This window comes from Propioniciclava tarda, assembly GCF_900182665.1.
GTDB lineage: Bacteria > Actinomycetota > Actinomycetes > Propionibacteriales > Propionibacteriaceae > Propioniciclava > Propioniciclava tarda.
Window position 1 is genome coordinate 324312 of the sequence record NZ_FXTL01000002.1, and the last position, 19505, is coordinate 343816.

Annotated in this window: 13 protein-coding genes; 2 read left to right on the top strand and 11 right to left on the bottom strand. The window is 68.7% G+C overall.

Annotated elements, in window-relative coordinates; all coding sequences use genetic code 11:
* Position 1 precedes the first annotated feature (1 nt).
* Genes FN821_RS03430 through FN821_RS03455 form a run of 6 tightly spaced genes read right to left on the bottom strand, consistent with a single transcriptional unit; the run spans position 2 to position 8013 of the window.
* Entirely contained in the window at positions 2-895 is an 894-nt protein-coding gene (locus FN821_RS03430) for a PAC2 family protein (protein WP_206661972.1), read from the bottom strand.
* Between the two features lie 26 nt (positions 896-921).
* Positions 922-4710, bottom strand: coding sequence for an ATP-dependent RNA helicase HrpA (gene hrpA / locus FN821_RS03435; RefSeq protein WP_165489224.1), 3789 nt, complete (start codon positions 4708-4710; stop codon positions 922-924).
* Positions 4711-4756: 46 nt separating this feature from the next.
* Positions 4757-5626: a universal stress protein gene (locus FN821_RS03440; protein WP_131171140.1), complete on the bottom strand. Its 870-nt coding sequence runs from the start codon at positions 5624-5626 to the stop codon at positions 4757-4759.
* Positions 5627-5641: 15 nt separating this feature from the next.
* A complete protein-coding gene (locus FN821_RS03445) occupies positions 5642-6031 on the bottom strand; it encodes a pyridoxamine 5'-phosphate oxidase family protein (protein ID WP_131171141.1) in 390 nt (129 codons plus the stop codon).
* Positions 6032-6081: 50 nt separating this feature from the next.
* Positions 6082-7050 (bottom strand): T3SS (YopN, CesT) and YbjN peptide-binding chaperone 1, encoded by a 969-nt coding sequence (locus tag FN821_RS03450; protein WP_131171142.1) that lies wholly within the window; start codon positions 7048-7050, stop codon positions 6082-6084.
* A gap of 33 nt (positions 7051-7083) precedes the next feature.
* Positions 7084-8013: an AEC family transporter gene (locus FN821_RS03455; protein WP_131171143.1), complete on the bottom strand. Its 930-nt coding sequence runs from the start codon at positions 8011-8013 to the stop codon at positions 7084-7086.
* 42 nt (positions 8014-8055) lie between these two features.
* Here FN821_RS03455 and FN821_RS03460 point away from each other — a divergent pair, with 42 nt between their 5' ends.
* On the top strand, positions 8056-9315 hold the full coding sequence (locus tag FN821_RS03460; protein ID WP_142640436.1) for an acyltransferase family protein: 1260 nt from the start codon (positions 8056-8058) through the stop codon (positions 9313-9315).
* Between the two features lie 16 nt (positions 9316-9331).
* Here the strand turns inward: FN821_RS03460 and FN821_RS03465 are convergent, their stop codons facing one another.
* Positions 9332-9688, bottom strand: coding sequence for an ArsR/SmtB family transcription factor (locus tag FN821_RS03465; protein ID WP_131171145.1), 357 nt, complete (start codon positions 9686-9688; stop codon positions 9332-9334).
* 92 nt (positions 9689-9780) lie between these two features.
* Here FN821_RS03465 and FN821_RS03470 point away from each other — a divergent pair, with 92 nt between their 5' ends.
* Positions 9781-10686 (top strand): patatin-like phospholipase family protein, encoded by a 906-nt coding sequence (locus FN821_RS03470; protein ID WP_131171146.1) that lies wholly within the window; start codon positions 9781-9783, stop codon positions 10684-10686.
* Here the strand turns inward: FN821_RS03470 and FN821_RS03475 are convergent.
* From FN821_RS03475 to FN821_RS03490, 4 genes are all read right to left on the bottom strand, one after another.
* Positions 10683-13103 (bottom strand): SIS domain-containing protein, encoded by a 2421-nt coding sequence (locus tag FN821_RS03475; protein WP_131171147.1) that lies wholly within the window; start codon positions 13101-13103, stop codon positions 10683-10685. The genes FN821_RS03470 and FN821_RS03475 overlap by 4 nt on opposite strands.
* A gap of 622 nt (positions 13104-13725) precedes the next feature.
* Positions 13726-14652 carry a DNA adenine methylase gene (locus FN821_RS03480; protein ID WP_131171148.1) on the bottom strand — a complete coding sequence of 309 codons (927 nt, stop codon included), beginning with the start codon at positions 14650-14652 and terminating at the stop codon, positions 13726-13728.
* Positions 14649-16157, bottom strand: coding sequence for a hypothetical protein (locus tag FN821_RS03485; protein WP_131171149.1), 1509 nt, complete (start codon positions 16155-16157; stop codon positions 14649-14651). The genes FN821_RS03480 and FN821_RS03485 overlap by 4 nt, the downstream gene beginning before the upstream one ends.
* A gap of 439 nt (positions 16158-16596) precedes the next feature.
* On the bottom strand, positions 16597-19455 hold the full coding sequence (locus tag FN821_RS03490) for a vitamin B12-dependent ribonucleotide reductase (RefSeq protein ID WP_131171150.1): 2859 nt from the start codon (positions 19453-19455) through the stop codon (positions 16597-16599).
* Positions 19456-19505: the final 50 nt, after the last annotated feature.

Sequence of the window (19505 nt, forward strand, 5' to 3'; positions counted from 1 at the left end):
GTCAGGCCTCCCCGCGGTTCTCGTCGTGTTCGGCGAGGAAGCGTTCGACGGCCTGGCCGATCTCGTCGACGGACGGGACGCTGTTGCCCTTCGCCTGCAGCTCGTCGTAGCTCGCCTCCAGGCCCGTGATCAGCTGGGCGAGGTCTGAGTCGCCCGACAGCTCCTTGCCGAGGGCCTGCAGGGTGGCGGTCGAGGTGTCCTCCAGGTCCGACAGCGGCAGGGCGATGCCGACGGCGTCCGAAATCATGGACGCCACGCGCAGGGCGGCGGGGGTGAACGTACCCTGCGCGAGGTAGTGCGGCACGTGCGCGACGAAGCCGCGCGCGGCCATGCCGCGCTCCCCCGCGCGGATCTCGAGGAGGGCCGAGAAGCTGCCCGGCACCGAGACCCGGTCAATCAGGATCGGATTCTCCCCGGTCAGATCAGAACGCGTCCCGTGCGTGGTCACCAGCAGCGGACGCGTGTGCGGCACCCCCATCGGCACCCCGGACGCCGTGACCAACATCGACACCCCGAGGCCACGAGCCACCTCCAAGATGGCGTCCACGGCCCGCGTCCATTGGGCGTCGGGCTCGGGTCCGGCCAACAACAAGAAGTCGTGACCCGCGGCGTCCGTGACCTTGTGGAGCGTGAGCTCGGGCATCGTGACGTCGATCCAGCGGCTCGTGTCGAAGGTCATCGTCGGCCGCCGAGCCCGGTAGTCGTGCAGCTGATCGGTGTCGAACTCGACCAGCGGCGTGTGCTCGCAGTGCTCGAGGATCTGCTCGGCCAGGGTTCGCGTGACGCCGCCGGCGTCCACGTAGCCCTCCAGCAGATGCATCATGACGGGCTCGGTCCCCTGCACGCTGGCCCAGGCCTCGGGCGAGAAGGTGTAGAGCGAGTGCGGATCCGTCACACCGCCACTCTAGGGGGCGAGGCCCCTCAGCCGAGGGCATCGATCGCCGACCGGACCCGCTTCGCGGACACTGGCTGCGCCGTCCCGAGCGACTGGGCGAACAGGCTCACCCGAAGCTCCTCGAGCAGCCACCCCACCTCCGCAGCCTCCGCCGGAAGCTCGCCGACGTCGTAGCGGTCGACGACGGCCGCGTAGGCGTCCTCCAGGGCGCCGATCACCTCGAGCCCCTGCTGCTCGCGGGCGGGGTGGGAGGTCCAGGCAGCCACCCGGCTCTGCGCAGCCTGCAGGTACCGCTCGAGAGCGCCGAAGTGGGGCTCGGGCGTCGCGGCGATGAACCCGGGGAACACGAGGTTGTCCAGTTGGGCGCGCAGGTCGGCGAGGCTCGCGTCCGTGGGGCGGCCCTCGACTGCCCGCAAGACCGCCTGGTGGCGCCCCAGGATGCGTCCGGCGATGGCGACCACCTGCTGCATGCGGTTCGCGACGTCGGGCCGGACCACCTCTACGACTCGGGCGAACGCAGCCTCGTCTCGGACGCGGTCGGCGTCGATCCCCGCGCGGGCGAGCAGGTCGGCCGTGGCCTTCAACCGGGCGTCCGCCAGCAGGGCGTTGAGCGAGGCGTAGGGCCCGGCGGCCAGTGCGAACTTGGTCTCGTTCGACAGGTGGGCGAACACCGAGCGCGTCGGGTCGACCGACACCAGGGTGACCAGGCGCCGCAGCCCGAGCCGCTGCCACCTGGAGGCCTGACGCGCGGTGTTGGCGATGCGGACGCCCACCTTGTCCGTCAGGTCGACCAGGGCGGGGTAGCCGAACAGCGGGCTCGGCGTGGTGGCCAGCTCCACCGTCTCCGGGATGGTCCCGAACTGCCAGTTGGACGCCCCCGCGTGCGCGAGCTCCCCGGCCGCCGCGTTGAGGCGCTGGGCCAGCGCCGGGGCGAACTGCTTCCGCAGGGCCGCGAGGTCCTTGCCGTGACCCAGCTCGGACTCCTGGGCGCGCAGGGTCGCGTCCGTCACGACGTAGGTGACGCGCAGGTGCTCGGGCAGGGCGTCCACCCCGAACGCGTCCTCGGTCAGCGGGTCGCCGCTCAGCGCTGTGAGGGCGCGGGCGAGCGCGACCGGGAAGGGCAGCGCCGACAGCTCGGGTTTGGCGCCGAGGTGATCCAGGGCCCGTCGAGCCCAGTCGGGCGCCGGCACGAACCGGACGCGGGTCGCCTTGGGTAGCCCGCGAATCAGCTCGGTCGCGAGCTCCAGGCGCAGGCCCGGCACCTGCCAGGTGAAGGGCGCGGCGTCCACCTGGTTGAGCAGCGACACGTCCAGCTCGACGGTCACCCCGTCGTGGCGCTGGCCGGGATCGAACGTGTACGACACGGGCACCGAGGTGTCCCCCACCGTCCACACGTCGGGGAAGTCGTCGGGGCGGAGCCCCCCGGCGGCGTCCGACGTGATGTCGTCGAACGTCAGGTCGAGGAAGGCGTCGTCGGCGCGTCGCTTGTCGCGCCACCAGCGATCGAAGTGGGCGACGGTGGTGATCCCCGCCGGGATGCGCTCGTCGTAGAAGGCGAAGAGAGCTCGATCGTCGACGACGAGATCGCGGCGTCGGGTGCGTTCCTCGAGGTCTTCGGCCTCCCGGCGGACGCGCTCGTTGCGGGCGAAGAAGTGGTGCCGCGTCCGCCACTGCCCCTCCACCAGGGCCGACTGGATGAAGATCTCGCGCGCGACGACCGGATCAATGCCGCCGTAGCTCACCGTCCGTCCGGCGACGATCGGTACGCCCAGCAGGCTCACCCGTTCGTCCGCGACCACTTGTCCGCCCGAGGCAGACCAGCGGGGCTCGGAGTACTGGCGCTTCACGAGATGTGCGCCCACGTCCTCGATCCACTCGGCCCGGATCGGGGCGACGGTCCGGGCCCACAGACGGGACGTCTCCACCAGCTCGACGGCCATCACCAGCGGCGGCTCGGCCTTGGCCGCCGCCGATCCGGGCTGGATGGCGAACCGCGCCCCCCGTGCGCCCAGGTACTCGGCCATCGGACGCCGCCGCCCCGGCTTGGCCGTCGGCTGGGTCGCCCGGGCCGCCGCGGCGGTGTCGACGAGGCCGACGTGGGACAGCAGTCCCGACAGCACCGAGATGTGCAGGCCATCGCCGTCGGAGGTTGCCGCGGTGGGCGTCCGGCCAAGGCCCAGTTCCTTGCAGATGTCGCGCAGCTGCGAGGTGAGGTCCTGCCACTCGCGCACCCGCAGGTAGTTCAGGAACTCGTCCCGGCACAGACGCCGGAAGGCGTTGCCGGACAGCTCCCGACGCTGCGTCCGTAGGTGGCGCCACAGCCGCAGGATGGCGTTGATGTCGGACGGATCGCGCTGACCCGACGCCGTCGCCGGATCGTCGCTCCAGAAGCGCCGGTGGAACTCGTCCGCCTGCTGCTGCTTGTCGGCCGGGCGTTCGCGCACGTCCGGGATGGCGAGGGCGGCGACGATCGCGGTCGCCTTCTTGAGACAGCCGCGTGCATCCGCCTCGACGAGCATCCGTCCGAGGCGCGGATCGAGGGGCAGACGCGCGAGGAGGCGTCCGATCGGCGTCAGCTGGACGCCAGCGCGCGCGTCCGGCTTGGCCAAGGCGCCCAGCTCGGTCAGCAGACGGAGACCGTCGCGGACCTGGTGGGTGTCGGGGCGCTCGACGAACGGGAAGTCCTCGATGGGGCCGAGGCGGGCCTCGGCCATCTGCAGGATGACCGAGGCGAGGTTGGTCCGCAGGATCTCGGGCTCGGTGAACTCCGGACGCGAGGCGAAGTCGTCCTCGGAGTAGAGGCGGATGCAGACTCCGGGTCCGAGGCGTCCACAGCGACCCGCGCGCTGGTTGGCCGACGCCTGGGAGATCGGCTCGATGGGCAGTCGCTGGACCTTGGTCCGGGCCGAGTAGCGCGAGATGCGCGCGAAGCCCGGATCGACGACGTAGCGGATGCCCGGCACGGTCAGCGACGTCTCCGCGACGTTCGTCGCGAGCACCACGCGGGTCCCGCGATGCGGCTGGAAGACCCGGTTCTGCTCGGCTGCCGACAACCGGGCGAACAGGGGCAGGATCTCGACGTCGGGCAGCTTCAAGGCAGCGATCGCGTCGGCGGCGTCCGCGATCTCGCGCTCGCCGGACAGGAAGACGAGGATGTCGCCCCCGCCGAGGGCGTGCAGGGCCTTGACCGCCTCGGCGATGCCGTCGACTTGGTCGGCGTCGGGGTTGCTGGGCGGGTCGTAGACCACGTCGACCGGGAACGTGCGACCGGAGACCTCGATGATCGGGGCGCCGCCGAAGTGGGTGCTGAACCGCTCGGTGTCGATGGTGGCCGAGGTGACGATGACCCGCAGGTCCGGACGCCGCGGCAGCAGCTGTTTGAGGTAGCCGAGCAGGAAATCGATGTTGAGGCTGCGCTCGTGGGCCTCGTCGATGATGATCGTGTCGTAGTGCCGCAGGTCGCGGTCATGGGCGATCTCGGCCAAGAGGATGCCGTCGGTCATGACCTTGATCGCGGTGTCGCGTCCGGCCCTGCGGGTGAACCGGACCTGGTAGCCGACCGTGTCGCCCAACTCGACGCCGAGTTCCTCCGCGATGCGTCCGGCGACGGTGCGCGCCGCGATCCGGCGAGGTTGGGTGTGGCCGATCCGGCGGCGTCCGGCGGCGAGGCAGATCTTCGGGAGCTGGGTGGTCTTGCCAGACCCGGTCTCGCCGGCGACGATCACGACCTGATGCGCGTCCAGGGCAGCACGGATCTCGTCGACGGCGGCGCTGATCGGCAGGCCGTCGGGGAACGTGATGGGCGTCGACACCATGGCCGCGCCACTCTACCGCCGGGGTGGAAGCGGCCCCAGGTGGGCGTCAGCCGTGCCGGATCAGGCCGAGCGTGCAGCCCGAGTGAGCCATCAGCCCTCGAACCACGCCGCCCAAGCTGTAGGTCGGGAAGGTCGGGTGGACGCCCACGATCAGGAGATCCAGTTCTTCGGACATCGACACCAGCTCATCGATCGGGCTGCCGAATCGGACGTCCACCGCGACGGGGACGCCCGGGATCTCCTCGGTGAGGCGGTCGACGGCAGCCTGAACCTTCTGGCGGACGTCCTCGATCGCGCGGAGTCGCTGCTCTTCGGACACGGTGCCACCGAAGAAGCGGCCCTGGGGCTTCTTCACCACGCTCACGACGTGCACGCGATCCCCGAGACGCTTGGCCCGCTTCATGGCCCACTCGACCGCCACCAGGCCGTGCGCGACCGGGTCGAGACCGACCCCGATGACCCGCTGCGGCGCGTCCGCGCGGTTGAGGGCGGACACCATGATCACCGGGCAGCCGGCGGTGCCGACGAGGCCGACCGCCGTCGAGCCGACGAACATCGAGTGCGTTCCGCTTTCGGCGCGGCGTCCGACCACGACCACGGACGCCGCCTCCGACAGCCGCGAGAGCACCGCTGCGGGCTGGCCGACCACGCACTCGGTCAGGATGTCCTCCAGTGGGACGCCCAGCCCGTGGGCGATCTCCCCGGCCTGCGCGAGCAGCTCGAGGCCCTCGCGACGGACGGCGTCCACATCGAAGACGATGCCCCAGGCGCTGTTGAGCACGGTGTCGTCCACGGCGTAGACGATGCGCAACATGCCCTCGCGGGCGACCGCCTCGGTGGCCGCGAAGGTGAGGGCGGCCATGCCGTCATCGGAGCCGTCGTAGCCGACCAGCACCTTCACGTCCGACGCGCTCATGCTTCCTCCGCTTTCTCAGTCTGCCGAGACCGACCTGCCCGACAGCTGCCGGGGAGTGATCTCGAGCGCCACGTATTCTTCACCCGGCGCCCAGGGACGGCACAGCCCGGCAGGAAATTCGCCTTGCCAGGCCTGGACGGTCCCCCGCACCAGCACGCTCCACCCGGTCAACGTGACCGGATCGAGGTCGTCGACCTCGAAGGCCACCTCGGTCGGCTGAGCCAACGTCGCCAGGACGCCCGACGCACCCACCTGCAAGCCAAGACGCCCGTCGACGTGGACGCCGTAGGCCACCGGAAGGGACGTCAGACCCTCTGGTGCCTGCCAGGTCAGCCGCCCGACGGTGGCGTCCCGCAGCAGGTTCCGACACTCCTGCGTGTCGATCGGCAACAGGTGGCCAGTCATCCGGCTACCCGACGATGGATCATGGTCCGTAGGCTACAGCGCCGACACGACTACGTGTGATCGTCCGCGCCGGGGCCTTCGTCGGCGAACGTGGTGCGGCCACGCAGCTTGGCCGCCAGTTCGTTGTCGATGGCGTCGCTGGTGACGGTGACCAGCTGCAGCGCCTGGCTGAGGTGGGCCGGCACGAACGGCTGCCCGTAGACCGAGAGGCTCGCGTAGACGCGGTCGCGAATGAGGATGAACCGGACGAAGCGGGCGTCGGTGTTCAGGTCGCTGAGCACCTCCATCGCCCGCGAACGACCGTCGACGTCGTGGACCAGGGACGCGAAGACCAGCACCTCGCGGGCGTCCGGGGTGGTCCGGACGAAGACCATGGTCGAACCGACCCGGATGCCGTAGTCGCCGTCGGCGTCCTGCACCGGCGGGTGGCCGAGGAGGCGTCCGAGCTGCGCCCGGACCAGCGCGTCCAGGTGCTGTCGATCACGCGGCTGGACGGCCACCAACTCCTCTTCGGTGAAGGACGGGGGCGGCTGTGCCGGGAGCTCGGCGACGGCAGGGGGCGTCAGGATCTCGGCAAGGTGATCGGGGGCCAGGAAGGCCGGGTGGGGCACGCCGAACACCTCGTGGAGGGCGAAGATCGCCTTGTCAGCCAGGACTTGGGGGGCCTCCTGCTCGCCTTCAGTCTCGAAGCGCGTGGCCGACGGGCCGTCTGGGGAGGGCGGCGTCCACCCGCCGCGCTCGAGCGCGGCCAGCTGGTCGGCCGTGAGCTGGAAATGCGCCCCGAGCTCGGCGTTGCCCGGGGTCTCGGCGCGGAGGCGTCCGGCGGGCAGGCAGCGGAACTGGACGAACGGCGGCTCGGTGACCTGCTCGGACGCGACGGCGCCGATCGTCAGCTCGGCGGACTCGTCCATCACGGACAGGACTTCGGCGAGCCTCGTCCCGAACAGGGCCCAGGCCTCTGCGGTGCTCCGGTCGATGTCGAAGTCGGAGACCGAGGATGCGTCGGTGGCGTCGTTCACGCGGCCAACCTATCCGCCTCCGTCACCGTCGTGTCAGGAGAGCCACGCCGAGATCGCCGTGATCACGGGCACGGTCAGGATCGTTGACCAGAAAAGAGCGTCCCGGGCCACGGGTAACGCGACGCGGTAGCGCGACGCGATCACGAAGATGTTCTGGGCCGACGGCAGGGCGGCGATCACGGTCACCGCCATCAGCCCTGCCGGCGGTAGTCCGAGGAGCCGGCCGACGCCCCAGGCGACCGCTGGCATCACGATCAGCTTGATGGCCTGGATGGCCCAGACCTCCCCGGCGTGCGCCCCACGACCCGGCAGCGGGTCGAGGCGCAGCGAGATGCCGAACGCGATCAGCATCAACGGCACCGCGGTGGCCCCGACCATCGCCACCGCGTCCAGCAGCCAGCTTGGCAGCGGCGGCTGGGTGAGGTTCACCAGCAGGCCCGCCAGGATGCCGACCGTGATCGGGTTCCGCAACGGCAGCAGCGCGTACCTCGCCGGCGACAGTCTCACGCCGTCGGCGCGGGCCGCCGAGGCGTCCAGACAGGCCAGCGCGAAGGGCTGCAGCAGACCGACCTGGAGCAGCAGGATGGGGGCCATCCAGGTCATGTCACCCAGCACGTGCAGGGCGATCGGCAGGCCGAGATTGCCCGCGTTGGTATAGGCAGCCGAGAGCCAGCCGATCGTGCCGGCGTCCAATCCGTGGCGGAGCCAGAGGGCGTTGACGAGCAGGTACACGCCGATCGCGGCGGCGATCGCCACCACGGACGCGAGCAGCGTCGGCGACACCAGGTGGCCCAGCGAGCCCTTGGCCACGATCGTGAACAGCAGAGCGGGGGACGCCGCCGCGAACGTCAGCTTGTTCAGCGTCGCCTCGGCGGACGCCCCCAGGACGCCGGTGTGGGCCAGCAGGGCACCCAAGGCGACGATCGACCAGATGATCGCGAATCCGCCCAACGCTGCCAGCACGCGCTCAGCCTAGGGCCCGACTCGCCTACGATGACCCGCGTCATGGACGTCGTGCGCGAGCCCCGAAACCACGTGATCGATGCCGCCCGCGCGGCCTCGATCGTCGTCGTCGTCGTGTTCCACGCGCTGCTCTACGAGGTTCGCCTGGTGGACGGGCGTCCGGCCCTGGTGCCGTGGGCGCCGCCGCACGTGCCGTGGTGGCCCCTGTCCTGGCTGTTCATGGTGATCCCGATCTTCTTCATCGCCGGCGGCTACGCGCACGCGCTACTGGTCGACCGGATGCGTCTGCAGGGCACGAGCTACGCACACTTCCTGGCCAATCGTGGACGCCGCCTCATCGGCCCGTTGATCCTGTTCGTGACGGTGCTGGCACTCGCCAGCACCGTGGCCGCCTGGCTGGGCTACGCGGACGTCGTGATCCCTGGCACCCGACAGCTGATGCAGCTGCTGTGGTTCATCTCGGTCTACCTGGTCATCGCCGCCGTCGCGCCGTGGGCGGTGGCGGCTCACGAGCGGTGGGGGTGGCGGCCCATGCTGGTCGCAGCAGTCGCCGCGGCCGGGGTCGACACCTGGTCGTTCGCCACCGACGAGTTCTGGCTGCGCAACCTCAACATGCTGCTCGTCTGGCCGCTGGCCCACCAGCTCGGCATCGCCTACCACCGCGGCTGGTTCCGGACGGGTCACGCGCTGGGTGCCGTGCTGGCGCTGGCGGGTGGGGTGTCCGGGATCGCGGTGCTGGTCTTCGGCTTTGGCTATCCGGGCAGTGCGGTGGGGCTGGCCGACATTCCGATCGCCAACGTCCAGCCGCCGACCCTGGCCATGGGCTTCCTCGCCCTCGCGCAGTGTGGGGCGCTCGCGCTCGTCGAGCGGGCCGGCTGGCTGCGCGATGTGTCGGGACGCGTCCAGCGGGCTCTCGCGTTGGTCAATGCCCTGATGATGACCGCCTACCTGTGGCACATCGGGTGCATCGCCCTGGCCGCGGGGGCGCTGCTCGCCCTCAGCATCGCGGCACCTGCGGCGTCCGGGATCGTGCTGTCCCAGGCGAGCGTCGCGGTCCTCAGCCTGGCCATCGTGGTGGCCGTCGTGCCCCTGCTCGGACGCATCGAGTACCGGCTCATTCCGCCGCTCGGGGAGCACCAGGACGGACGCATCGTGGTCGTGGCCTACGCCATCCTCGTGCTCGGGACGGGGATTGTCTGGCAGACGGGGACGGTCCTGCATCCGGCCAGCCCCGGATCAACGGCTGGGGTGGGGCTGGTCTGGCTCGGGTCCTGGCTGATGCGTCGGGCCGCGAACGCCTAGCAGGCTCCCAGAGGCTCTAGCGCGCGACCCGCAAGGACGGACGCGGCTGCCGAAGCTGTCGTCCCGCCCGCGCCACGAGGTCGAAGACCGCGTCGGAGGTGGTGGCGTAGATCATCTCTCGACCGTTGCGCGCGCCGGCGACGAGGCCGGCAGACCGCAGCACGCGCAGGTGCTGGGAGACGAGCGGCTGAGACACTGCTAGGGCCTCGACGAGTTCGTTCACGCTGCGCGACCGCTCCTGGAGCAGGACGACGATGCCCACCCGCAGGGGCGATCCCAGCGCCCGGAAGACGCTTCCGAGTTCCTCCCATTCCGCGTTGCGTTGCCCGTGGTCCTCTGCGGTCGGTCGCGGTGAACTTGTAGCGTGCGCCATGCGTGTGACCGTATGTGTGGGGTCCGACGGACGTGAAGTGCCCCTCGGGGTGACAGGGTCGAGCGGGCTCGCTCTCGACGTACGCTGAGCGGATGAACACCCCCGCGGGACTTCCCGCCGCTCCCAACGTCACGGACACCGCGCTCATCTGGGAAGGAGGGGGTATGCGGGCTGCGTACTCCTCGGGCGCTCTGGTGACAATGCTGGCCCACGGCATCCGCTTCGGCTGGGTCGGCGGCATCTCGGCGGGCTCAAGCTGCACCTGCAACTACGTCGCCCAGGACGCCGATCGCGCGCGTCGGTCCTTCGTCGATCTCGCCGCCGATCCACGCTTCGGCGATCTGCGGACGTTCGTCTCGGGGAAGGGCTTCTTTCACGCCGAGTACATCTACGAGGGCACCGGGCACCCCGGCCAGGCACTTCCCTTTCCCTACGAGCGGTTCATGGCGAACGAGGCCCGCGTCCGGATCGGCGCGGTGAAGGCGTCCACCGGGGAGACCGTCTACTGGGGCAAGGACGACCTCGGCGGCCTGGACGGGCTCATGAAGAGGGTCCGGGCGTCGTCGACCATGCCCATCCTGATGCCGATGCCCGAGATCGACTCCGAGCGCTACGTCGACGGCGCGCTCGGGACGTCCGGCGGCATCGCCCTCGACATCGCTCAGGAGGACGGGTTTTCGAAGTTCTTCGTCGTGCTGACGCGCCCGGCCGGCTATCGGAAGCGTCCGGAGCGGCACCCAGGTCTGTACCGGAGGGCCCTGCGTGGGTTCCCCGTGGTCGTGGACGCGCTGCTGCATCGCTACCAGCGCTACAACGAGACTCTGGACCAACTCGAGGAGCTCGAACGGCAGGGACGCGCCTACCTCTTCCGTCCGGTCGATCTGCGCATCACCAACTCCGAGAAGCGCCTCGACCGGCTCGATCACGCCTTCCAGGCCGGCCGCATCCAGGCGGCCGGCGAGGTCGGCCGCTGGAAGGACTTCCTCGGCCTCGCCTAGTCGACTGTGATCGACTTCGAGACGTTCTTCGGCGCGTCAGGATGGACGCCGTGGTCACGGACCCCCAGGGCGTCCAGGGCCTGCATCTTGAGCTCCGACATGCGGAACGCGAGCCTCTGCAGCGCCACCGAGGCCGAGAACACGAACAGGTTCGGGTCCCCCGACGGCGGCAAGTCGATGCACTGCGCCCAGTAGTCGTCCACGCCGGCGGGACGCCCCTCGACGGCAGCCGTCAGTGCCGCGTCCGACTCGGCCAGCAGCAAGACGTTGGCCCCGCGGATCTTGTGGGTGTGGATCTGGCTGATGGTGATGCGCTGGTCGCGGGCGTCCGGAGGGCAGACGAACAGCAGCGGATAGTTCGAGAACAGGCCCTCGAGGAGTTCGGGCCGCTCGGTCAGGGTCTGGCGTCCACCAGTGAAGCGGGCGCTGGGGCGTCCGGCCTCGTAGGCGTCCAGCAGGGCGCCCAGGTCGTCGATCGAGAAGATCGTGTTCTTGCCCAGGATGGTGTTCGGGCCGTGCTTGAACTCCGCTGCGTCGTAGCCCTCGGCGTGGTTCAGGACGACCTCGCGGATCTTCAGGGCGCCCTCCCGGGCGATGCCGATGAGGCTCGTGCCCAGCAGATGCATGCTCGGCTCCTGGAACAGCCGCTCGGCCGCCGCGTCGAGGGCGGCGGAGCATTGGGTCAAGGTGTCGCTCACCAACCGCTTGGCGGTGCTCACCCGAGGGGCGATCTGGGCGTCCGTGTGGGTGAACGCACAGGCCAGGACGTACAAGACGGCCAACTGGCTCACGAAGCTCTTCGTGGCCGCCACGGCGATCTCGGGGCCGCAGAGCAGCGGCAGGTAGTAGTCGCTCAGCTCCTGCGGGATGCGGCTGTTTTCGTTGTTGACGAGGGTGACCCGACGGATCGCGGGCTGCTGCGCGGCGGCGTCCAGGTAGATGTCGACGAGGTCCTTGGTCTCACCCGACTGGGTGATGCCCACGAGCGTGTCGCGGGGCGTCAGCGAGCCCAGGTACATCGAGCGGAACATGCCGGGGTTGCACGCGATGACGCTGATGCCAGCGAGTCCGTTGAAGAAGTAGGCCCCCACCAGGGCGGCGTGATACGACGTGCCGGACGCCACCAGGAAGATGCGTCCGCCCTTGTCGTAGGTGCTCTTCAGGTCGGCGACGAGGCGGTCCCGGTTGGCGACGACGTCGTGCCTCTTCGCGGCCACCAGCAGGCGGTCCGCGAGGGCGAAGGACGCCGCGGCGCCGGGCAGCACGCGGGTCGCGTCCGCCAGGAGGGCGCGTTCATCAGAGACCAGCGGCGCCGCGGTCGGGTTGTGGGCGACGGAGGCGAGCACGGGGGCGTCCGCGAGGGCCTGGGACGCCGCGAGGAGCGAGGCCTCGTCGGTCGCGTCCCCCAGTTGCTGGACAGCAGCGATCACCGAGGCGACGGCGTCCGGCTGGTCGGTGACGACCGGCGCGAGGGCATCGGACGCGTCTGCGAGGTAGTACCGCGCCACGGCGTCCAGGTTCTCGGGGACAGACGAGATCTCCTGGTCCATGTAGTACTCGAACTCGGGCCGCAGCGCGGTGTCGTGGACGCCGAGGCGCGACCGCTTCGGGGCGGGCACGCTCAGGGTGAGCGGTCCGGCGAGGTTGAACACGACATAGCGGTTCTCGGTGAACCAGACGCCCTGGCCCTCGGTGAAGGGGATCAGCAGTTGGGTCTTCGAGAGCACCGACGTCAGATCGCTGGACACGACCACGAACTCGCCGAAGCCGTCCGAGCCGATGCCGGCGTACAGCGACGAACCTGACTTGACCGCCACCACGCCCGGCGAGGCCGGGTCGCAGAAGGCGGCGGCGTAGCTGCCGTCGGCCTGGGCGTCCGCCCGACGGGCGCCCTCGATCAGCAGCAGGGCGGTGTCAGGAACATCGATTCCGGACGCCGTCGCCGCGGCCTGGACCTCGGTCAGCACGGCCGCGTCGGCGAGGCCCTGGGCGTAGTAGTGCTCGGTGAGGTGGGTGATCATCTCGCCGTCGTTGTCGGACACGACCGTGTGGCCGGCGTCGGCGAGGAACGTCTTGAGCGCGTCAGTGTTGGAGATGTTGCCGTTGTGGGCGCCCAGGAACGGCAGCCGGCAGGCCATCTGGTGGGGCTGGCAGTTCTCCTGCGTCACGGCGCCGTAAGTGGCCCAGCGGACCTGACCGATGAAGCGCTGGCCGCTCGCCCGATCGATGCCGAGGTCCGGGACGACGCGGCTGGGCGCGCCGACGGCCTTGAGGAGGTTGATCGAACGGTCCTCGGCCACGAAGCCGCCACCGGTCGAGTCGTAGCCGCGGTACTCGAGTCGCTTCAGCAGCTCACCGCCCTCGAAACCAAGGCGGGGGTTGTCCTGGCCGTAGCACAGGGAGACGATGCCGCACACGTTGGTGCTCCTTCAGCGATGCGCCGTCGGTCCTTCGGCGGCAGGCGGATTTCACTGGTGATGTTGCCACATGGGGACGCCGCCGAGGCACCACGCTGACGTGACGGCCGCCAGGCGACCACGAGTTGACTCTTCACACCCGTGGCCTGCCTTGAATCAATGCTTCCCCCGGGTCGATCCTGGCCCTCGCCACGACGCGCCAATGCCAGAGCGGGCTCCGGATGACTCCGAGACCGCTCACGACCGGCCCATAACCGCAAGTTCACCCGCAGTTGTCAGTCCAGTTCTCACTCGGTCGCTTGAACCTCGTCAACGGTGCTGATGGCGCCAGCGGCCGGCACCCGCTAATCGCTTTCGGTCGGGCGACGAGCCCTACTTTCGTGTGGGCCAACCCGGCGCCGGCCACCACTGGGCACGGTGACCTTGTACCTTCTGCCAACTGGCTTGAGGGTGGAAGCAAGGTCTGCATCGAGTTCGCGCTTGGGTGCTATCGGCTGGCTGGCAAGGTGAGCGCGAACGTGCCGATGTGTCGTTGAGGCTGTGGTTGTATGCGACCTTCAAGCGACCTTCAGCTCGCGGGCGTCGCGACGGCGCCCTTATCTTCCTCCGGTCCGGGTAGTGATCAGTTGCTGCCTGCAGGTTCCAATGAACCACCTATGACCGGCCCGTCGTGGACCCATCGAGACTCGCCTAGCCGCATGAGCCGCTCGCCCGAGGCGGTGGCGTGGTCGCTGAACAGGGCGTATTCGGTGCCGACGTGCTGGGTATGCGCGGTGTGGGCGATGTCGAACTCCTTGCACCTTAGTCCCGCATATAGCTCGTCCGTGATGCGCGGGTCGGCATCGTAAGTGAGGAACCACTTCACCGGGGTCGCGCGGAGGCGGGTTGCGAGCTCCTGGTGGTCGACGAGAGTTAGCGAGTCCATGTAGAGGTGCTCGCCCTGGCCGAGGTATGGCGGATCCACGTACATGAACAGCAGGTCCGCGTCCGCGCGCTTCTCCAGGCCGGTGATAAAAGCTCGGGCGTCGAGCTCGGTGACATGGATGCGGGACGAGTACTGGCCGATGAGGCGGACGCGCCGGGCGAGCGTGTCGTGGTTATAGCGGGCGTCGATCTTCCACGCACCGGTCTGATCGAGCCCGCCAATAGGTCGGGCATCTAGGATCCCCGACCTATTGCACCTGTTAAGCAAGAAGGTGGCGAAGCCGAGAGTGAGGTCATCGCGAGTCTCCAGGTCGTTGTAGGTGGCGACGGCCTCGTGCCACGTGTCGAGGTTCACGATGGCTCTACGGACTCGCTCCTCGAACTCAGCAGGGTGGTTTGTGACTGCTCGCCAGAACGCGGCAATGCCCGGGTTCAGGTCGTTGATGTGGATGGTCTCTACGTGCTCGTCAACGAGGAGGCGGAGGGCTGCTCCTGCTCCGCCGGCGAACGGTTCTGCGTATGCGGTCGGTCGGGGTCGTTGTTGTCGGAGCAGGCTGGCGAGGTAGGGAGCGAGACGTGCTTTACCCCCTGGATACCGCAGTGGGGAGAGATAGCGCGTCGTCACGGGACAGGATTCTGCCCGACATAGGTGTCCACGGCCACGAGCAGCGGCCCGAAGTCCGCAGAGCGTGCCCGCACGTCGGACGAGGACGCGACCTTGGAGAAGTTGTGGACTGCCTGGTTCAGGTCGACGATCGCGACCCCGCCCTTGCCGGTGTTAGAGGAGATGTATGCCGGCTGCAGCTTCCTGTCGCACTTCGATGAGTTGTCGCAGTCCGGGTCGAGTATCCTGATCGCCTTGACGACCTTCTGATGCAGTTTGTCACTTTCGGCGCACCATCCGTACCTCTGCCCCGCCTCAGACAGGACAAGTTCAAGTATCACTCGGAGCATGACAGCGCCGACGTGAGGAGCATCCTCGATGGCGACCCTCTGCGCCTCGCTCAGAGTGATCTTCGTCCGGTTCGCGACGTACTTCAGCTTCACCGTTTCGAAGATGACGCGTTCGTCCTTTGTCATCTTGCTCTTCGGCTTGCTCTCCACAGGGCTTCCCTTGCCCGCCCGTTCATCATCGTCGGAGTCCGTGACAGGGGCTAGCTCGCTTGCCTGCACGGGCTTCGCCAGACGGGTTTCCTTCGTCGGCTGATCGGACACGGCATCCTTCGTGTAGTCGCGCCGATCCTCCTTCGACATGAACGTGCCCACCGTGTTCGCCGCCAGGTCCCGCAGTAGCCTCAGCAAAGACCGTCGAATTGCCGCCCGCTCGTACAGGAACACGAGTTGCCCGTTGTGGAGGTCGAAACCGAACGCGGCCCGCACGTCCGGGTCGGCGATGACACGCCCGATTGTGGTGATCGAACGCGCCTTCGCCTGCCGCAAAGCGTCCGTCATCTCCTTGTCGCCAGCGAATGCGACCGCTACCCCGTCTGTAAACGTCAAAGCACGATCTGCCTGAGTGCCGAGTTTCCTGTCGAACCTGTGCTGCTGCTCCGTCGTCCACGGGTTCACGCCTACCCCGCCGTTCTGGCCGGTGTGCCGCAGTTCGATCCAGTGACGGGCCGCGTCCCGCGAGGGGGCAACCCACACGTCGATACGCGCCGGACCGGGCCCCCTCTGTGCGAGACGCTCGAACGCAGCCCTGATCTTCGGGTCGTCCGCTAGATCGGGGTTCGCGAGAACCTTCAGGCAGGCCAAGCGACGGTTTCCCTCAACAACGATCCGGGCTCCGTCCTCTTCTACCACGATGGGCGACTCGGCAGGGTTCAGCATGCCCTTGTCCCCTATGTCGGCCGCCAGAGCAAGCATCTTCTCCCGGTCCGCGAGCAGCGCGTTGATCGCCTCGCGCTGGCTCGCGGTCGCCTCGAACCGCGGATTGGTCACGTCGAGCAACAACTCGGCGGGGGTGAACTCCATTGACCCATTCTGTACTCGGCCGCCTGCCGCTGGCTCGTCGACACGCACCCACTTTGGGTCCGCTGCTTGGCAACGCCACTTAAGGTTCCCACTCTTGCTCATCGCCATCTTCGTCATCAGAGGGCTGAGCATGTTGAGGTAGTCGTCCTCGGTCATGGCCGGGTACGTGCCATGCCTCGCCAACGAGGCGGTGAACCAGTCGAAGCGTTTCGGCCCAGTCGAGCGTCCGTGGCCGGGTTCAGCTCGCGAGGTGGTGGAAGTGGGCTGGCAGGTCCGTGGTCGTGTGGTCGGCGGTTGGTCGTCGCCCACGCCAACATGGGCACGTCGGCTGCCGGGTTCGGGCGGTTGATGGACGCAGCGCACGGGCCTGGGGCATGCTTCACGCCCGAGCGCCACACCACAACCCACAGGACCCGTCAACGAGAACCCCGGCCCGCCAATGCGGACCGGGGAAATCGTCATCCCTATGTCGCTCCTGCTCTCACCTGGCCGCTCCGGGCCGTCCAAAGTCTTTCGACCCGCGGTTCACCCAGCCCGGTTGTGAGCACCCACTGACATTTGATGAGTTCGGCGACATCTCAGTGAGGACTGACATTCAGCTGCAGCCGGACGTGGACCCGCAGCCCTCGCAGACGTAGCACGACCCGGACGGACGCATCTTGGTGCCGCACGTGAGGCACAGGGGGGCGTCCACGGCGTGGCCGGTCAGCTTCTCCATCAGCTCGGCCGACGTGCGCGCCGTGCCGCTGAGCCGGGGCTCGATGGTGAGCAGGGCGGGCTGGTTGGCGCCGCGCTCGTCGAAGGTCATGTTGTCGGCCGCGTCGTTCTTGAGTGACTCGGACTCGATCATCTGAGCCTCGTCCTCCTCCGAGAGGTACGACCCGGTCGCCACGTACCGAGCGCGCTCGTCCGCGGTGTAGATGCCGAGCTCGGAGCGCTCGTCGAAGGCCAGGTAGTCCAGCGCCAGCCGCTTGAACACGTAGTCGATGATCGACTGCGCCATCCGCAGATCCGGGTCGTCGGTCATGCCGGCGGGCTCGAACTTCAGGTTCGTGAACTTCTGGACGTACGTCTCGAGCGGGACGCCGTACTGGAGCGCGATCGAGATGGCGATCGAGAAGGCGTCCATCACGCCGGCGAGGGTGGAGCCCTGCTTGCCGAGCTTGAGGAACAACTCGCCGAGGCGTCCGTCGGTGTACTCCGAGGAGGTCATGTAGCCCTCGGCGCCGCCGACCGTGAACGAGGTCGTCTTGCCGCGCCGCGACTTGGGCAGCCGCTGGCGGCGGGGCCGGTACTCGATCCGCACCTCGGGCTCGGCGACCGGCGCCTCGACGACGGCCTCCTTCTTCTTGCCGTCCGACAGCGGCTGGCCGACCTTGCAGTTGTCGCGGTAGACGGCCAGCGCCTTGAGGCCGAGCTTCCAGCCCTGCAGGTAGACGTCCGCGATCTCCTCGACCGTCGCGGTCTCGGGCAGGTTCACCGTCTTGGAGATGGCGCCCGAGATGAACGGCTGCACGGCGGCCATCATCCGGACGTGCCCCATCGGCTTGATGGCGCGCTCCCCCATGGCCGTGTCGAAGACCTCGTAGTGCTCGCGCTTGAGCCCGGGGGCGTCCACAACGTGCCCGTTCTCGGCGATGTAGGCGACGATGGCTTCGGAGATCTCGTCCGAGTAGCCCAGCCGCTTCAGTGCCCGCGGCACCGTCTGGTTGACGATCTGCATCGAGCCGCCGCCGACCAGCTTCTTGAACTTGACCAGCGAGAAGTCGGGCTCCACGCCGGTGGTGTCGCAGTCCATCATGAAGCCGATGGTGCCGGTCGGGGCCAGCACGGACGCCTGCGCGTTGCGGAAGCCGTTGCGGGCACCCAGCTCGATCACCCGGGACCACTCGTGCGTTGCCACCTCGTGGATGTCGCGATCGGCCTCTTCGATGAGGCGCAGCTCGTCGTTCGCGACCTGATGCTTGCGCATCACCTTCTGGTGCGCGGACGCGTTGCGCGCGTAGCCGTTGTAGGGGCCGACGATCGCGGCCAACTCGGCGGAGCGGCGGTAGGACGCGCCCGTCATCGCCGAGGTGATCGCCGCGGCCAGGGAGCGTCCGTTCTCGGTGTCGTAGCCGCGACCCATCGCCATGAGCAGGGCGCCCAGGTTGGCGTACCCGATGCCCAGCTGGCGGTAGTTGCGCGTGGTCTCCGCGATCGACTCGGTCGGGAAGTCGGCGAAGCAGATCGAGATGTCCATCGCGGTAATGATCAGCTCGACGGCCTTCACGAACGTGGCGGCGTCGAAGGTGTCGTCCTCGCCGAGGAACTTCAGCAGGTTCAGCGAGGCCAGGTTGCAGGAGCTGTTGTCGAGGCTCATGTACTCCGAGCAGGGGTTGGACGCCGTGATGCGTCCGGTCTCTGGGTTGGTGTGCCAGGCGTTGATCGTGTCGTCGTACTGAATGCCCGGGTCGGCGCACTCCCAAGCGGCCAGCGCGATCTTGTTCCACAGCTCGCGGGCGTCGACCGTCTCGACGACGCGTCCGTCCTTGCGGCCGCGAAGCCCGAACTCGCTGCCGGCCTCCACCGCCGCCATGTAGGAGTCGGAGACGCGCACCGAGTTGTTGGCGTTCTGGTACTGGACGCTGACGATGTCCTTGCCGCCGAGATCCATGTCGAAGCCGGCGTCGCGGAGCGCGCGGATCTTGTCCTCCTCGCGCGCCTTGGTCTCGACGAACTCGACGATGTCGGGGTGGTCGACGTCCAGAACGACCATCTTCGCAGCGCGCCGCGTGGCGCCGCCGGACTTGATCGTGCCCGCGGAGGCGTCCGCGCCACGCATGAAGCTGACCGGACCCGACGCCGTACCACCCGAGCTCAGCAGCTCCTTGGACGAGCGGATGCGCGACAGGTTCAGGCCTGCGCCCGAGCCGCCCTTGAAGATGAACCCCTCTTCGCGGTACCAGTTCAGAATCGACTCCATGGAGTCGTCGACGCTGAGGATGAAGCAGGCCGACACCTGCTGCGGGGACGCCGTGCCGACGTTGAACCACACCGGGGAGTTGAAGCTGAAGTACTGGTGGATCAGCATCCACTTGAGCTCGTGCCCGAAGATCTCGGCGTCCTCGGCGGTCGCGAAGTAGCCGTATCGCTCGCCGGCCGCCTGGTAGGTGTCGACGACGCGATCGACGAGCGCCTTGAGGGACGCCTCGCGGGCGTCCGTCCCGACGGCCCCGCGGAAGTACTTGGTGGTCACGATGGTCGACGCGTTCAGCGACCAGTAGTCGGGGAACTCGACACCGCGCTGCTCGAAGACGGTCTCGCCGGTCTTCCAGTTGGTCTGGACGACGTCGCGGCGCTCCCAGGTCACCTCGTCGTACGGGTGGACGCCCGCCGTGGTGAAGACCCGCTGGATCGTCAGGCCCTTCGGCTTTCCGGACGCCTTCGTGCGCTCGGTCTTGGTGTCGGTCATGCGTTTCGCCTTCCTCAGGACGTACCGGGTGGTGTGGGTGGTTCTTGGTG